Below are 14,564 nucleotides of genomic sequence, written 5' to 3'. Positions count from 1 at the left end.
CCATTACTCATCACAACTCATGTGCTGAGACATCTTGATTGGGGCAAATTCTTTTTATTATATTAAATGGTTAACATAGAAACGAATTCATAAATACTTCTACTATTTATATCGGATAGAAAAACATTTTTATAAAGAGGGAGAATTATAAAAACGGTCCCGGTAATGTCAAAGAGATAAGAGGGGGAGCAGCCAGCAATCGAAAGAGAGACACTATTACAAATTAGTAATAATAAAAAAACAAAGACCCTAGACAGTCTAGAGTCTTTGTCCTTGAATTTATTAGCGAAGCAATTGTAATACTCCCTGCGGCTGCTGATTTGCCTGCGCGAGCATTGCTTGCGCTGCTTGAGAAAGAATATTGTTCTTTGTGAATTCCATCATTTCTTTCGCCATGTCTACGTCACGGATGCGAGATTCTGCCGCTGTTAAGTTTTCTGAAGACGTTGACAAGTTGTTAATAGTGTGCTCTAGGCGGTTTTGAAGCGCTCCAAGCTTTGAACGCTCTTGTGATACAGCGTTAATTGCATTGTCAATATTTTGAATTGATGTGCTTGCCAAGCTGTTGTCAGCCACAGAAATATTGGCAGCATCAACAGTAAGTGCAGTTGAGTTCATTGTAGCAATATTTAGAGTAATAATTTGACCATTATTCGCTCCTACTTGGAACGTTGCTGTTAATGAGCCATCAAGCAAGTTTTTAGTGTTAAATTGTGTTGTGTTAGAAATGCGGTCAATTTCAGAGATCAATTGGTTTAACTCGTCTTGGATGTTGTTGCGGTCTGTCGTTGTATTTGTATCGTTACCACCTTGAACCGCTAACTCGCGCATGCGTTGAAGAATCGCATGAGTTTCGTTCAATGCGCCCTCTGCAGTTTGGATTAAAGAAATCGCGTCTTGAGAGTTTTTCGCAGCCATATCTAATCCGCGAATTTGACCGCGCATTTTTTCAGAGATCGCAAGACCTGCTGCGTCGTCACCTGCACGGTTGATGCGAAGACCAGAAGATAATTTCTCCATGTTTTTAGATGCAGCGTTTGTGCCAGCTGTTAATTGGCGGTACGTGTTAAGAGCCGCAATGTTGTGGTTAATTCTCATTTCCATTTCCTCCTTGAATTTTGATTCCACATCCTTGTGGTTTTACAGTGAAGAAAGTCGGCCGCCTTTCCTCACTGTGTTCACTTTTAATATCGGTTTTTTATTTTAAAGTTTAATAGTTTTTTATAAAAAAATTAGATTTTAATGTCGAGAAATTGCGAAAATGGAGACGGCTGCTGAATTTCCCGAATCATGTGCGCCGGATCATCTTTATGCTTATTAATGATTTCGTTTAACGCCTGTTCAGCTATTTGTTTATTGTCTTCCACTACTCGAGCGATCACCCCTTGAACCGGTACACCGCCGATGCTAAGGCTCATTCTTGTTTCCTCCCTTTCAAATGCTGTAATTGCTTATTTAATTCTTGTAAAAACGTTTTGGAGGCGAGAGACGCTTCATTATTTTCTTTCTGGATGGCGAGGTACACTTCTTTTCGATGAATTTCGACGTGTTTTGGCGCATTAATGCCTAGTTTAACCTGATCTCCTTGAATGGCCAAAACCGTGATTTCAATCTCCTCGCCAATTTGAATCGCTTCGTTCAACCTGCGCGTTAGCACTAACATCTTTTCTCGCCTCCTTTATTTGACCCCAGCCTTTTCAGGGAATAGTCGATGTTTCGTCTGATACGGCGTATTGGTTAGAATGACTTGCTTGCCTAATTTTTTTTCATAATTCAACACAATCGGCGCCTGCAAGTTCGCAGTCGTATTATCAAACGGATCGGCAACGGTCAAAATCGTATAAATGGCCACGTCTTTTTCTGAAGAAAGTTCAAGCTGCTCGACCGTCTGTTCATCTAACTCGATATCGTAGTCTAGAAAGTACGAAAATGGATCGATCATCGCAAACCCGAGCGCTGGTGTTTGCACTGATTGCAAGATGATAAATGGAGTATCCTCAAGCGGCAGCAACACAAATTGTTTTTCGTTCAAAAATCCCGGAATACCGTTTTCAAAATGAAAAATCTCGTTTTCGTTAATATCTAGTTCACCATGATATTTTGTACGAAGTTTCATCGTTTCACACCTTTATTGATTAAATTGAAGTCTCAAAATGGTTGGTGCCAACAAATTTTAAATTGACAAAATCGATTTTTAACGAGTTACGCTGCGCTAAATCAACATTTACTTTCCCCGGCGTATAGCTAATAATCGGCTTGTTAATTTTTACATCAATGTTCGGATGATGAACCTTTACATCAATGTGTACTTTCGCTGGCTCATAGTTTGTTTTGACGCTAAAAAGAGATGGAACCCAGCCAATGTTAAATTCATACATCGGCTCTTCGCTATTTTCTTTCGCTTGATCGGCGAGCGGGTTGCCGCCATCTTCAATTCGCATCAGTTCATCTCCTTGCTCGGACAGGCGGGCCATTCCCTCAAGCCAATCTTCATATCCTTTTTGGGCAAACTCTTCGATACGGCGGAAAATATGCTTTAAATCCATATCCTCCCACGCTTTTGTCTGATCGATAGTTAATTTACTCGGTGTCGTTTCAATGGAAATTTCCGCGGGAGGCTGCTCGATCTCAAGCTGCGCTGGCAACTGTTCGATTTCTTGCACAGGCGGTGTTGTTTTCATCGCAATTTGCGCAAACGTTGATTCTAAGCGAATTTGCGGAAGCTGCATTCGTTCCCCTCCTAAAGGAAAAGCTATCTTGTGCCACAAGATAGCTTAACGTAAAAAGTCAAGAAGCGTAGGCTGGATGATGCGCGCGCCAACTCCAAGCGCGGCGCGATGTACGCTCTCTTGTGTTTTTAAATCGGTAATGACTTTTTCAATATCCGCATCCTCATTATCCGACAAAATACGGTTCGCAATAACTTCTTGCTGATCAACCCGATCCTCCATGAGCTCGACACGGTTTGAGCGAGCACCTAATTCAGCGCGGGCACTCAACAAATTATTAATATGTTTGTCAATGTAGCTAAGATATTGGCTAATATCTTGTCCGGTCTTTGCCGGATTGTTTAAATCTTGATTCAAAAACTCCAAATCGCTAAATAGTCCATTTCCATTGGCTGCAGTTGCAGTAGTATCATAACCAAACACTTTTGTCGCATCAACGTTTACTGGAATATAAATTCCTTGCGATAATTCAATGTTCACTTGCTGTGAGTTTGTAGGAGCCACTGGCGGTGTTTGGTTTAAGTCGACCGGTTGCTTTAATGTATCCGTTCCGTTAAAAATATATTTATCGCCGGCTTTCGTGTTGGCAATCGAAGCAAGATGATCTGTCAACTGCTGAATCTCTTGCGAAATCGATGCGCGTTGGCTCGATTCATACGTGTCGTTGCTCGCCTGCACGACAAGTTCGCGAATGCGCTGCAACGCCTGTGTTGCTTTGTCCAGAGCAGAATCGGAGTTTTCGATCCAGTTGTAAGCCTCAGAAAAATTTCGTTTGAATTGTTGCACTTCTGTTAAGTTCGTGCGGTACGCCATTCCTTTCATCGCCACAACCGGATCGTCAGACGGACGATTAATCTTCTTTCCCGTTGACAATTGATCTTGATATTTGCCAAGTTGCGCATAGCTGGCGCTTAAATTTCGCAGCATATTAGAAGCTAGCATTCCTTGTGTTACACGCATGTTACTTCACCTACCTTCCTACAACGCCCATGCTGTTAATGACTTTATCAAGCATTTCATCAATGACCGTAATCTGTCGCGCCGCTGCATTGTAAGCCTGCTGGAATTTAATCATATTCGTCATTTCCTCATCTAATGAGACAGAACTCGTAGATTGGCGGCGGTCGTCCACCGATTGTCTTAACGTATCGCTATTATTTTTCATTCGTTCCGCCTGCTGCCCGTCCACACCAAGCTTACCGATCCAGCCTTCATAGTTTGACTTGATCGTTCCCGATGTTAAAGGAAGCCCAAGCGCTGTTATATTTAAAGTTGTTGATGTGCCGACTAAGCTTACAGAACTAGAGGACAATAGCATTTTTCCAACATTCGCTAAGTTGATCGCATTGCTTCCGTTCCCTGACTTTCCATCCATCGATGCGGCAATTTTTGAAAGATCATCGATCGCTGACGATAAGGAAATATTTTTAGCAGCATTGGTAGTTGTTAGGCCAGTAAAAAAGTCAATACCAGTCGTAGTTCCATCTAAGGCATATCCCATCTCATGAACTTTATTAAAGATCGTTCCAAATGTGTAGGCCAAATCATTCAAATGATTGATCATTTCTGGATAAATTCCTTTTGTATTTCCTAACGAGTCTTTATAGCCGAACGATTCTATTAATCCTCGCAGCTTACCAGGAGAGAATGATGTAGCCGGAATAGTTGTACTGCCCACCTGCAATTGATCCACATCACTTGTCGGCGTTTCTTTCACGCCGTCCCCATCAACATCTTGTCCGCTCGGAAGAGAAAGCGTGTTTGTCGTACTTCCTTGTACTAAATAAATTTTATTGCCGCTTCCGTCGAAAATCGGATTGCCGCTGCTGTCCGTTAAATAAATATTGTACGTCCCTTCGGCGATTTTTAAGGAATTGCCGCCGTTCGCCACCTTTTCGACTTGAATGTTTACAAGCTGCGACAGCTGATCGACCAGCCGATCCCGTTCGTCATATAAATCGTTCGGCAAATAACCGTGCGGCTCAACTTCGCTAATTTGTTTGTTAAGATTGCTGATTTGCGTTGTTAATGAGTTAATTCCTGTAATGGTGACACCAATTTGGCTTCCGAAATCTTTTTGAATTTGCGACAGCGAATCATACAAATAATGGAACGTTTCAACGACTGCCAAACCGCGTTGGCGTACGACGGAGCGCGCTCCTTCATCCTCTGGATTTGTGCTTAAATCCTGCAATGACTGCCAAAATTGGTCCATCGTTTTCGATAACCCATTGTCGGAAGGCTCGTTCATAATATCTTGCATTTTCTGCGTGGCATCCGCTCGAGCTTCCCAATAACCGGATTTATTGTTTTCACTGCGATATTGAATGTCCAAAAAGTTTTCCCGCACCCGCTCAATTGAACCTGCTTCTACTCCTGTTCCCATCTGTCCCGGGATTTGCGGGCGGTTCATCGAAGCGGCCGGATACGGCTCGGTTTGAACGAAATTGACGCGCTGACGCGAATAGCCCGGCGTGTTCGCATTGGCAATGTTTTGGCCTGTGACATATAAAGCCGTTTGCTGCGTAAACATGCCTCGTTTCGCTATTTCTAATCCTTGAAATGTTGAACGCATTTGGTTTCCTCCACTCCCTGAAGCTGTGTGTTGGCTCAAGCCGGCACGTTTCTCTATGTCTTAAACGTTGATCCCGCTTATGCTTTGGAATCGAAAATGGAACGGCTATTTTCATACGAAGATGAAGTTGAATTTGGATGGCGGTAGTTAACTTCCGGCGGCTGCGGCAAGATGAAGTTCAGCGTCATATTAACGAACTGCAGCGACTGTTGAATGAGCTGCTGGTTGAGCTGGTTGACATTCTTTAATTCCGAAACAACCGCTGATAACTCCTCTTGCAATCTTTTAAGCACGCTTTTCTTCGGTTCTTCCACCCATTCGATACATGCTGTTAAAGTCAGTTCTTCTCCCAAATGGCCCGATTGCTGTGCGATCCTCTCCATGAGTTGCATCCGCTCTTTTTCTAATTGGCTCACAGCGGCAATCTGTTTTTGCTCTTCCTTGATCATGGCGGTGAGGGCTTCCATATCGCCTTTTTTTAACACCTCGGTTTTTGTTCGTGCCGATTCTAACAGACGCTCATGCAGCCTTACATATTCTCCAAGCAAATCAATTAATTGCGCGGCAGACATGAAATTCCTCCATTAATCATTGTGATAGATGTCAGTTTTTAAAATAAAAATCGTATATGCTTTTAGCGACTGCGTCCGCATCGATTTTGTAAGTCCCGTTTTGCACTTGCTCTTTTAAAGCCCGCACTTTATTTTGCCGTTCTACCCACCATTGTGAATGCTGCTGAAGCTCTTTTGCCTCGTCGGAAATTTCTACATGGTCTTGCTTTGAAGCTAGCTTATTGTCTCCCGAACCTTTGTCAATATGGCGGCGATAAGGATTGACTCCCATTGAATGAATATTGTTAATCCGCACAAACGCTCCTCCTTTCCTTGCCCGATTCTCTGTTTCCTACTTATATTATCGGCATATAACGGAAATTTTTTATATAAAAATCAAGAATCTTTCTTGTCTTCTTTTCTTGTGTAATAGACCGTTCTTTGTCTCTGTTCCTTCTTTTTCTCTTCCTCTTGCTGCATGCGCTCAATTTGCTTGTTCAAATCTTTCGTACATTGGGCGCAAAGCTTCCCTTCACGAATAAGCGTTCCGCATCGGCTGCATGGATAGCCTAAATTCGGGAAATTAGCCAGCTGTAGACGGCCTGATTTAATAAATTTAATAATGAGCCGTTCTTCCACTCCTGTCGCCTCTACGACTTGGGCCATTGTCGCCATTCGGTTTTCCCGTTTGCGTATATAGTTATACACTTTTTCAAATTGCTTCTCTTCTTCCCGGTAACATACGTCGCAAATATCGCGAAATTGATTTTTGACGAATAAGCGGCCGCAATTCGGGCAATTTTCTAAGTTCATGTGTAATCCCCCATTTTCTCTTTCAATGTGTAGCAGTCTTTACGTATAAATGTTGATAATCAATCCCTGGATTTCACCAATGGTGCTCAACAAATTGATGCCGTCTTGTTCCTTTTGTAAAATTTGGTTCGTCAAATCGATGAGCTTTCGGTCCACTTCTTTGACAATTTTGTATAAGCGCTGGCGGCCATTCCAACTAAAACCGCGCTGCTCTGTTAGCTTCATTCCATTTTGTACCGCATCGTCCAACAACGTTTTCACGAGTTTTTTATATTTGCGCAAATCCTCGACAGAACGCGATTCAGCTAGTACCTTCCCTTGATCTTCAATTTGCTTGACAAGCTCTTGAAAACGTTCATAGATAAAATCTTCTTGCTTTTTAGCCATGACCTCGGCAAACGAAACAGACGAGGACGTCACGTTTTCTTTTTGACTCGTTTTGATCATATTGGTTTTAGTTACTTTTTGAACTTCCATATGCACCGCCCCTATTTTTCTTCAATGTTTTTGATGAGACGCAAAATTTCTCCGATAACGGCGTAAAGCTGCGAAGGGACGCGGTTCTCTGAATCCGCTAAATGCTCAATGAGAGTTTCATCCTGTTGGATCGGTATGTTTTTCTGCTTGGCGCATTCGATAATATCTCTTGTCACGCTTATATTCCGCCGCGGCTCTTCTAATAGACGGTTTGCTTCTTCTTCATAGCGGGTTAATGCCGAAAAATAACTTCCATACTGGTTTTTCATATCGTTATATCATAACCTTTCTCGTTGTTTGCCTCTTTGATTGATAACGTAGGCGAGGCTGGCTGTTCATTCATCGGAGCGAAAGTAATCTTACTTACATTGTAACCGATCTGCTGTAAATTTTCCTTTGTTCCTTCAATAAGCGGCTTTAAAGCTTCTTCCATTTGCGGGTGATCGCTCTTGATCGTAATAGCTAAATTGCGATCGGCCGCCTGAAGAAACAATCCGATTTTTCCATACTTCTCCGTATCAAACAAAAAATATAAATTGCAGTTTTGCCAATCAAGCTTCCCGTCATCATTGCGGGAATTTAAGTACACATTGACTGTTTCGATTTGATCTTTCATCATCAACGGCAATTGATACACCATTGTTTGCATGGAGCTTTTTGCCTCAAACTTGCTTAATAGCTGCTGTCCTGTAATATTGGCTACTGCTCCTTCGGCTTGGCGGGCCGCTTCTTCGTTTCCTTCGGCCATGCTCATCAATAGCGATTTCATATTTTTTAACGGCGTTGCTTCATTTTTCGCTGACATTTGCGATAGTTCGTTTTCGTGCTGCATGCCGAGACGGCGTATTTGCTCAAATGTATTTCTTGCTGAAAACGGTTCGCTAGGTGCTTTAAAAAACCGTTCCAGCTGCGCAGCTACTTGTTGCGAAGCAGATGTTTTCTGCTCGTTTAGCTCTAGTTCCGAAACAAAATGTTTGACCTTTACATCGGCAGGCTCAAAGCGCAATGCCTCAACGACCTTTTTGACCTCTTGAACGATCGACAAGGCTTCGTTTGGCTTTCTAGCCGCTAGCAATTGCTTCGCTTCTCCCAATTTCGCGCTTGCTTGCAACAACTGTTTTTCCGTGCCCATATCGGCAAACAGCATAAATTGCCCTTGTAAAATGGCGCGGTCTAACGTATGAATCGCCGCTTCAATAAACATTTTTCCTTGCTGTCGTGCCTGAGGTTGGGCATTTGCTAATAGCACCTGGGCATTTTCAAGCTTTTGTCCGATTTCTTTCTGCAGCTGCCTAAATTCATCCGACGCCCGCGCCATTTTTTCACTCACCGTCCGAACGATGATGTCTTTCGTTTGAATCGAAAGCCCAGAAAACCATTCCTCATTCCCGTATGTCCATTGCGCTGCGAAGTGATCCCCGCTAGAAACATCCTTGCTGTCCGTTGGAGAAGGAAGCTCCGAATCTGTAAGGTCGGCAGGTTGATCCGCCCGCGGCTTATTCTTTGCCGCTTCATCGTTGGACAGGAAACGGCCAGCTTCCATGATTTTTGTTAAAATGTCCCCTAGCGGCTCGCCATGCAACGTTTCATGAACCGACTGCAAATGAATATCCGTCATAGGAAGTTTTTTATTGGCAAGGGCTTGAATCGTTGCAAGCTTTTCTTCCATCGTTCCTTTGGCCCGCTCTATAAATCTTTTCAGTGCTGCTTTCTCTTCATTCGTCAAACGGATGCCTTGCTTGCTTAATAACTGTTCAATTTTCGCTAGCACAGTTCCTTCGACGCCTAGCATGGGCGATTTCGGCGCCGCCGCTTTGACATCGAGGGTCCCTTCATGCATCCCTGTAATTTGTATAGCCAGCTTCTCCGTATTCGGTAGATTGTCTTGAAAACGGACATGCCAATCTTGTCCTTTTATCGTCACAATCGCCTCGTGGTCATTGAGTTTTTGTTTAATGGTTGCAAAGACGGTTTCTCCTTCTTTTATTGAAGAGACGGGCTCGTTATTGGCAGGAAGGTTCGCGCTCCAATCGTTGAAAATTTGCATTCGTGACACACTCCGCTCTTTCATATTTGCTATTTTTTATATCGGCACGATTTTGCTGAATGTTTACGGGCAATCCTCTCCAGTTATGAGCGGGCGAGAGTGAAGGAAGAAATATCGACAGCACCAGCGTGGCGTAGTACTTTCGCCGCATGATGGACCGTTGTTCCCGTTGTGTAAATATCGTCAATCAGCACGAATGAAGCGCCAGCGGGCAGCGATACATCCGAACGCAAGTGAAAAACACGATCCGTTTCAAGCCGCTCATGCCTCGATTTTTTTGACTGCTTTGCCGAATCGAATCGTTCTAATGCGTCTAAAATTGGAAGGCCAAGCAATTCGGCGAGCGCTTTAGCCTGATTAAAGCCTCGTTCATATAAACGTGCGGAACTTAGCGGGATCGGGACGAGAATCGAATTGCGCGGAAAATGGCGGAAAAATTCACGGCACATATCGGTACGAAACGCTTCAACGAGCGCATAGTCCCCACGAAACTTCCAGCGGGCAATCACCTCTTTCATAAAAGCATCGTACACGTACACGGATCGATTTTTCGTTAACACGCCGCTCCATGTACTGTCATGCTTCCAGCGGACGCAATCGATGCATAATTCCCCTTGCCGATACGATTCGTCAACGCGGTCAAACGGACGGCCGCAGCATTCGCATAGATCCCCAGCAATCAGGACAAAAGAGCAACGGCATTCATGGCAAAGCACGTCTGTCTGTTTCAACATCAACAAATGTCTCCAGCTCATTCGCTGCGCATAACGCCGATGGCACAACAGACAATATTCGCTCATGGACTCTTTAATAGCCCCCTTTCTGTTGCTTCTTTATTCATGCGAATGATTTGTCTCCGTGCTTGGACCATCGCTCTTGTCTTTCCGTAATGAAAAAAACGGATGTCCCCGTTCGGATAATGTGCGCTTCGCCCAACCCTTCCGGCAATTTGGACGAGCGCTCCTTCTGTAAATATGTCATCTTCCGCCCCTAGCACAGCCACATCGATATTCGGAACGGTTACTCCCCGTTCTAAAATCGTCGTCGTGACTAAAAGAGGAATCTCTCCTTTGCGAAATGCGCGAACTTTTTCCTTTCTTTCATCGTCTTCAGCGTGCACTCCCTCAATTCGATGGTCGAACGGTTTTAAAATCGAGACGACACGCTGCAGTAACTCAATATGCGGAACAAACAAAAATGCTTGTTTGCCTGTTTGAATTCTTTTTCGGATCCATGCATATACGTTGGCAGGAAGCGTTCCGCGCTTTACTTTTTTCCGCCAATTGCCGCACCATTCAAACGACGGAATAGGAAGAGGATATCCGTGGTAGCGCGCAGGGATGGTAATGGCCTTTCGTCTTCCCCGCTTGATTTCTTGCTGCCATGATTGATGAGGAGTAGCGGTTAAGTAAATGAGGGAAGCGGTTTCGCGCCGAGCTTGTTCTGTCGCATATTGCAGCATCGGTTCCACCGAATACGGAAACGCGTCGACTTCATCGATAATCATCGTGTCAAAGGCGCGATAAAATCGCAGCAGCTGATGAGTCGTGGCGATGACAAGAGGCGCTTGTTTGCTGCGATCTTCGCTTCCCCCGTACAAAGCAATGACCGGCACGGATGGGAATGCTTGTTGAAGGCGGGGAGCCAATTCCAACACCACATCAGTCCTTGGTGTCGCGATACAAACACGTTTCCCAAGTTCCAGCGCGCGATTAATGCCAGGAAAAAGCACCTCTGTCTTTCCCGCGCCACAGACCGCCCATACCAGCCATTCTTCATTGTTCTCGATCGCTCTCGTTACTGCTTCGGCCGCCTGCCGTTGTCCCTTAGAAAGCGCACCGTTCCAAACGAGCGGTTGTTCGTAGACAGTAGATTCAATTGGAAATGCTGAAATAACAAGCGGTGTGCACTCGCTCACCCGTCCCATCGCAATACATTGACGGCAATAGGTACACATCTTTCCACAACGAGCACACATAAAAGAAGCGAATAAATGCACCTGTCGGTTGCCGCAGCGCATGCATTGATAGCCATGCTCCGTTCGGACAATTCCCTCTTGATACGATAGATATCCATGTTCATAGTGGGATTGGATCAGTTCGGGAGGAAACGGCAGTTCATCAAGAAGAAAGCGCTTGCCAGCAAGAAACGCCAAAAGTTCAGAAGAAGAAACATGAGGATGCTTCTGTGGGGAAATTACAGAAGTACGATTCGACGGCACAGCTTCCCACCACCTTTTGCTGGTGTCTCTGTCGTACAGAGCGTTTGACCATGTATCAATCGCATCATATCCCTCCACTTGTGATGAATCGGCGGGCTGCTCAAAGTCAATCGATACTCATGCATGTTGTAGTAAAAAGGGAGGAAGCGCCACAAAATATAGCGGCGCCGATCATCTACGGACGATACCAAGCAAGGCCCAGCGCCCCCTCACCTAAATGTGTTCCTATGACGGGCCCGAAATAGCTAATCGAAAATTCTACGTTCGTATATACTTCCTCGAGTTCGCTCTTCCACGCTTTAGCTTCGCCTAAGCGGTTGGCGTGGATGATCGCGGCTTTCATCGGTACGCCTAACTTCGCGTCTTCAGCAAGCAGCTCCTCGATTCTTTTTATCGCCTTTTTTCTTGTCCTAATTTTTTCAAACGGCACAATAACTTTGTTTTCAAAATGAAGAAGCGGTTTTACTTGAAGAAGGCTGCCGATGAACGCCTGCGCGCCGCTCAACCGGCCGCCGCGCTGCAAGTGGATTAAATCGTCCACCATAAAATACGCCCGCAACGATTTTTTAATTTCATCAAGCCGAGCAATGATTTCATCAGGTGTACGCCCTTCAGATGCCATACGCGCCGCTTCAAGAACATAAAAACCTTGCGCCATGCAGCTAATTTCAGAATCATACGGATAAACATCGATGCCATCCACCATCGTCCCTGCGGTCACCGCTCCTTGGTACGTACCGCTGATGCCGCTTGACAGATGGATGCTAATGACGGCATCATATTCTTTTGCAAGCGTCTCGAACAGTTCGACAAACGCTCCTATCGGCGGTTGCGATGTGGTCGGAAGGTGCTTGTGTTGCTTTACTTCGACAAAAAATTGTTCCGCGTCGATATCGATTTCCTCACGGTACGTTTCGTTGCCGAAGGTCACACTCAGCGGAATCATATGAATGCGCAGCGATTCGCGCACGATTTTTGGGATATATGCCGTACTATCTGTAACAATAGCCGTTCTCATAAATCGATACCTGCCTCGCTCTTATTCTTGATTACATTGTAGCGAAAAATGCCGCACTTTGCATTAAAAAAGGCTGCCGAAGCATTCGGCAACCTCGTTAACGCACTTCCACCCATCCGTTTTTTATAGCTACGACAACCGCTTGCGTACGGTCGTTCACATTTAACTTTTGCAAAATGTTGCTTACATGGTTTTTCACCGTTTTTTCACTAATAAACAGCGCCTCGCCGATGCCGCGATTGCTTTTTCCGTCTGCAAGAAGCTGCAATACTTCGCATTCGCGGCGCGTTAATAGATGAAGAGGTAAGCACACTTCCCGCTTGGTTTTTTCCTCTTTTCCGTTTGTTCCTGCTGCTAAGCGGCGATACTCTTGAATTAAATTGTGCGTCACGCGCGGGTGCAAGTAAGAGCCGCCTTCCGCTACTACTTTCACCGCTTCTACTAATGTATCCGCATCCATATCTTTCAGCAAATAGCCAGAAGCTCCTGTCTTGAGCGCATGCATTACATAGTTTTCATCATCATGAATCGAGAGAACGACGACTTTCGTATTAGGATATGTTTCGACTAATTGACGAGTAGCTTCTACTCCATTTACATTCGGCATGTTAATATCCATAATTACGATATCTGGTTTGTACTGTTCGACAAGCGCAAGCGCTTCGCTTCCGTCGGCGCCTTCCGCTACGATTTCAAATTGCTCTTCAAATTGTAAAATTCGTTTGACTCCTTCGCGAAACAGTTGATGGTCATCAATAATAATGATGCGCGTCTTCATCGATCGTTCCTCCCTTTTGTTGTTCTATCATCTACTAGAGCGGTATTTGAATAAAAATGGTCGTGCCCACACCCATTTGCGAGCGAATGTTCATTGTTCCTTCTAACAGTTCCACTCGTTCTTTCATCCCTATTAAACCAAAAGCGTTTTCTTTTTTTTGCGTCGTATCGAACCCTTTCCCATTATCTTTAATCATAAGAAAAAGGTACTGCTTTGTAATCTCCATTTTCACTTGAATTTCTGATGCTTCGGCATGCTTGAGCGCATTCTGGACCGATTCTTGAACAAGGCGAAAAATGGCCACCTCAAAACGGGAAGGCAATCGTTTTTCTTCCCCAATATGTACAAATGAAATTTGCATTTTATTGTTATATTCTTCGATATTTTGCAAATATTTACGGAGGGTAGGAATTAAGCCCAGATCATCAAGCGCCATTGGTCTTAAATCATATATAATTCTTCGCACTTCGTAAAGTGCAGAACGGACCATTTTTTTGAAATCTTGTACTTCTTGAATCGCCTCGTCCACACTGCGCTCCCGAATGATGCGCTCTATCAAATCAGATCGCATCATCACATGGGCCAGCATTTGCGCAGGACCGTCATGAATTTCCCGCGATAAACGTCTACGCTCCTCCTCCTGAGCCTCAATAATTTTCAGACCGAATTCTTGCTTTTGTATCGCTCCCTCGATAAACTCACCGATTTGGCGAAGATCGCTGCTTAAATACTGGAGAACAACAGTGATTTGTCCAATTAAATGGTCCGCTCGTTCAATCGTTTCCTTAAGCCCGTATATGCGCCGCTCCAACTCATCGCGCCGCAGCCGCAATTGTTTCTCTTGCTCGCGGATCATAGTGACCTTCATTTGCAGTTCATGTGCTTTTTCGTAGGCTTCCCGAACTTCCATTTCTGAGTAGCGGGAAAAGTGTCGGTTTACTTCTGAGAGCCGTTGCCGAGCAAGGCGCGCCTGTGTTTCTAATTGATCAGCTTCCTGAATAATGATATGAACAAGATGTTTTGTCTCATTGAGCTCATTCATTAAGCGCTCATGTTCTTGCCTTGACTGCTCGCCGATATGAAAAATTTCATCTTTGCTGTGGTGAACGGTGTCAATCATTTTTTCGACAATTTTATCCAATTCTTTCGCATCCAATTTTTTTTGAGACGCCATATCAATCCCCCGTGCTCAACTAGCCAAATATGTATGAAACAAACAAATTTTTCTAGCGAAAAGTTTTATTTGAAGGAAAAAAGCTGTCGATTTATAATAGAAAAAGCTGCGATACTTTTTCGCTGACCTATTTCTCTCGGTATACTAGTTCGACCATATACTCAATTTTAGTATAGCATGT

Annotated in this window: 18 protein-coding genes; all 18 read right to left on the bottom strand. The window is 44.3% G+C overall.

Translation table 11 applies throughout. The features are described 5' to 3' along the window. Positions 1–282: 282 nt before the first annotated feature. On the bottom strand, positions 283–1,098 hold the full coding sequence (gene hag, locus N667_RS0109135) for a flagellin Hag (protein WP_027409290.1): 816 nt from the start codon (positions 1,096–1,098) through the stop codon (positions 283–285). A 134-nt stretch (positions 1,099–1,232) separates the two neighbouring features. Next, the gene (locus tag N667_RS0109130; RefSeq protein WP_027409289.1) at positions 1,233–1,418 is read right to left on the bottom strand and encodes a hypothetical protein; all 186 of its coding nucleotides are present in this window, start codon (positions 1,416–1,418) and stop codon (positions 1,233–1,235) included. Further along, positions 1,415–1,663: a carbon storage regulator CsrA gene (gene csrA / locus N667_RS0109125; RefSeq protein WP_027409288.1), complete on the bottom strand. Its 249-nt coding sequence runs from the start codon at positions 1,661–1,663 to the stop codon at positions 1,415–1,417. The genes N667_RS0109130 and csrA overlap by 4 nt, the downstream gene beginning before the upstream one ends. Before the next feature lie 15 nt (positions 1,664–1,678). Then, positions 1,679–2,116, bottom strand: coding sequence for a flagellar assembly protein FliW (fliW, locus tag N667_RS0109120; RefSeq protein WP_027409287.1), 438 nt, complete (start codon positions 2,114–2,116; stop codon positions 1,679–1,681). Between the two features lie 19 nt (positions 2,117–2,135). Continuing rightward, entirely contained in the window at positions 2,136–2,729 is a 594-nt protein-coding gene (locus N667_RS0109115; RefSeq protein WP_027409286.1) for a DUF6470 family protein, read from the bottom strand. Positions 2,730–2,774: 45 nt separating this feature from the next. Continuing rightward, positions 2,775–3,689 (bottom strand): flagellar hook-associated protein FlgL, encoded by a 915-nt coding sequence (flgL, locus tag N667_RS0109110; RefSeq protein ID WP_027409285.1) that lies wholly within the window; start codon positions 3,687–3,689, stop codon positions 2,775–2,777. A 10-nt stretch (positions 3,690–3,699) separates the two neighbouring features. After that, positions 3,700–5,304 (bottom strand): flagellar hook-associated protein FlgK, encoded by a 1,605-nt coding sequence (flgK, locus tag N667_RS0109105; protein ID WP_027409284.1) that lies wholly within the window; start codon positions 5,302–5,304, stop codon positions 3,700–3,702. A 77-nt stretch (positions 5,305–5,381) separates the two neighbouring features. Beyond that, positions 5,382–5,876: a flagellar protein FlgN gene (locus tag N667_RS0109100; protein ID WP_027409283.1), complete on the bottom strand. Its 495-nt coding sequence runs from the start codon at positions 5,874–5,876 to the stop codon at positions 5,382–5,384. A gap of 31 nt (positions 5,877–5,907) precedes the next feature. After that, the gene (gene flgM, locus N667_RS0109095) at positions 5,908–6,171 is read right to left on the bottom strand and encodes a flagellar biosynthesis anti-sigma factor FlgM (protein WP_027409282.1); all 264 of its coding nucleotides are present in this window, start codon (positions 6,169–6,171) and stop codon (positions 5,908–5,910) included. Between the two features lie 80 nt (positions 6,172–6,251). Continuing rightward, positions 6,252–6,668 carry a TIGR03826 family flagellar region protein gene (locus N667_RS0109090; RefSeq protein ID WP_027409281.1) on the bottom strand — a complete coding sequence of 139 codons (417 nt, stop codon included), beginning with the start codon at positions 6,666–6,668 and terminating at the stop codon, positions 6,252–6,254. 39 nt (positions 6,669–6,707) lie between these two features. After that, the gene (locus tag N667_RS0109085; protein ID WP_027409280.1) at positions 6,708–7,145 is read right to left on the bottom strand and encodes a YaaR family protein; all 438 of its coding nucleotides are present in this window, start codon (positions 7,143–7,145) and stop codon (positions 6,708–6,710) included. A gap of 11 nt (positions 7,146–7,156) precedes the next feature. Further along, entirely contained in the window at positions 7,157–7,414 is a 258-nt protein-coding gene (locus tag N667_RS0109080) for a flagellar biosynthesis protein FlhB (protein ID WP_027409279.1), read from the bottom strand. Then, a complete protein-coding gene (locus N667_RS0109075; RefSeq protein ID WP_027409278.1) occupies positions 7,411–9,192 on the bottom strand; it encodes a hypothetical protein in 1,782 nt (593 codons plus the stop codon). The genes N667_RS0109080 and N667_RS0109075 overlap by 4 nt, the downstream gene beginning before the upstream one ends. 83 nt (positions 9,193–9,275) lie before the next feature. Next, positions 9,276–9,992: a ComF family protein gene (locus N667_RS0109070; protein WP_035098527.1), complete on the bottom strand. Its 717-nt coding sequence runs from the start codon at positions 9,990–9,992 to the stop codon at positions 9,276–9,278. Then, a complete protein-coding gene (locus N667_RS0109065; protein WP_269528349.1) occupies positions 9,989–11,413 on the bottom strand; it encodes a DEAD/DEAH box helicase in 1,425 nt (474 codons plus the stop codon). Before N667_RS0109065 ends, N667_RS0109070 begins: the two co-directional genes overlap by 4 nt. Before the next feature lie 175 nt (positions 11,414–11,588). Further along, positions 11,589–12,431 (bottom strand): DegV family protein, encoded by an 843-nt coding sequence (locus N667_RS0109060; protein ID WP_027409275.1) that lies wholly within the window; start codon positions 12,429–12,431, stop codon positions 11,589–11,591. 97 nt (positions 12,432–12,528) lie between these two features. Next, complete coding sequence (locus N667_RS0109055) at positions 12,529–13,209, bottom strand: response regulator (protein ID WP_027409274.1); 681 nt, start codon at positions 13,207–13,209, stop codon at positions 12,529–12,531. Between the two features lie 34 nt (positions 13,210–13,243). Beyond that, the gene (locus tag N667_RS0109050; RefSeq protein ID WP_027409273.1) at positions 13,244–14,383 is read right to left on the bottom strand and encodes a sensor histidine kinase; all 1,140 of its coding nucleotides are present in this window, start codon (positions 14,381–14,383) and stop codon (positions 13,244–13,246) included. Between the last annotated feature and the right edge of the window lie 181 nt (positions 14,384–14,564).

This window comes from Anoxybacillus tepidamans PS2, assembly GCF_000620165.1.
Taxonomy (GTDB): Bacteria; Bacillota; Bacilli; order Bacillales; family Anoxybacillaceae; genus Anoxybacteroides; species Anoxybacteroides tepidamans_A.
This window is presented reverse-complemented; position numbering and strand designations above follow the sequence as displayed.

What these genes read in the sequence shown, in the direction of transcription:
- hag (WP_027409290.1), bottom strand. Translation starts at nt 1,098, where the DNA reads ATGAGAATTAACCACAACATTGCGGCTCTTAACACGTACCGCCAATTA.
- N667_RS0109130 (WP_027409289.1), bottom strand. Translation starts at nt 1,418, where the DNA reads ATGAGCCTTAGCATCGGCGGTGTACCGGTTCAAGGGGTGATCGCTCGA.
- csrA (WP_027409288.1), bottom strand. Translation starts at nt 1,663, where the DNA reads ATGTTAGTGCTAACGCGCAGGTTGAACGAAGCGATTCAAATTGGCGAG.
- fliW (WP_027409287.1), bottom strand. Translation starts at nt 2,116, where the DNA reads ATGAAACTTCGTACAAAATATCATGGTGAACTAGATATTAACGAAAAC.
- N667_RS0109115 (WP_027409286.1), bottom strand. Translation starts at nt 2,729, where the DNA reads ATGCAGCTTCCGCAAATTCGCTTAGAATCAACGTTTGCGCAAATTGCG.
- flgL (WP_027409285.1), bottom strand. Translation starts at nt 3,689, where the DNA reads ATGCGTGTAACACAAGGAATGCTAGCTTCTAATATGCTGCGAAATTTA.
- flgK (WP_027409284.1), bottom strand. Translation starts at nt 5,304, where the DNA reads ATGCGTTCAACATTTCAAGGATTAGAAATAGCGAAACGAGGCATGTTT.
- N667_RS0109100 (WP_027409283.1), bottom strand. Translation starts at nt 5,876, where the DNA reads ATGTCTGCCGCGCAATTAATTGATTTGCTTGGAGAATATGTAAGGCTG.
- N667_RS0109090 (WP_027409281.1), bottom strand. Translation starts at nt 6,668, where the DNA reads ATGAACTTAGAAAATTGCCCGAATTGCGGCCGCTTATTCGTCAAAAAT.
- N667_RS0109085 (WP_027409280.1), bottom strand. Translation starts at nt 7,145, where the DNA reads ATGGAAGTTCAAAAAGTAACTAAAACCAATATGATCAAAACGAGTCAA.
- N667_RS0109080 (WP_027409279.1), bottom strand. Translation starts at nt 7,414, where the DNA reads ATGAAAAACCAGTATGGAAGTTATTTTTCGGCATTAACCCGCTATGAA.
- N667_RS0109075 (WP_027409278.1), bottom strand. Translation starts at nt 9,192, where the DNA reads ATGCAAATTTTCAACGATTGGAGCGCGAACCTTCCTGCCAATAACGAG.
- N667_RS0109070 (WP_035098527.1), bottom strand. Translation starts at nt 9,992, where the DNA reads ATGAGCGAATATTGTCTGTTGTGCCATCGGCGTTATGCGCAGCGAATG.
- N667_RS0109060 (WP_027409275.1), bottom strand. Translation starts at nt 12,431, where the DNA reads ATGAGAACGGCTATTGTTACAGATAGTACGGCATATATCCCAAAAATC.
- N667_RS0109055 (WP_027409274.1), bottom strand. Translation starts at nt 13,209, where the DNA reads ATGAAGACGCGCATCATTATTATTGATGACCATCAACTGTTTCGCGAA.
- N667_RS0109050 (WP_027409273.1), bottom strand. Translation starts at nt 14,383, where the DNA reads ATGGCGTCTCAAAAAAAATTGGATGCGAAAGAATTGGATAAAATTGTC.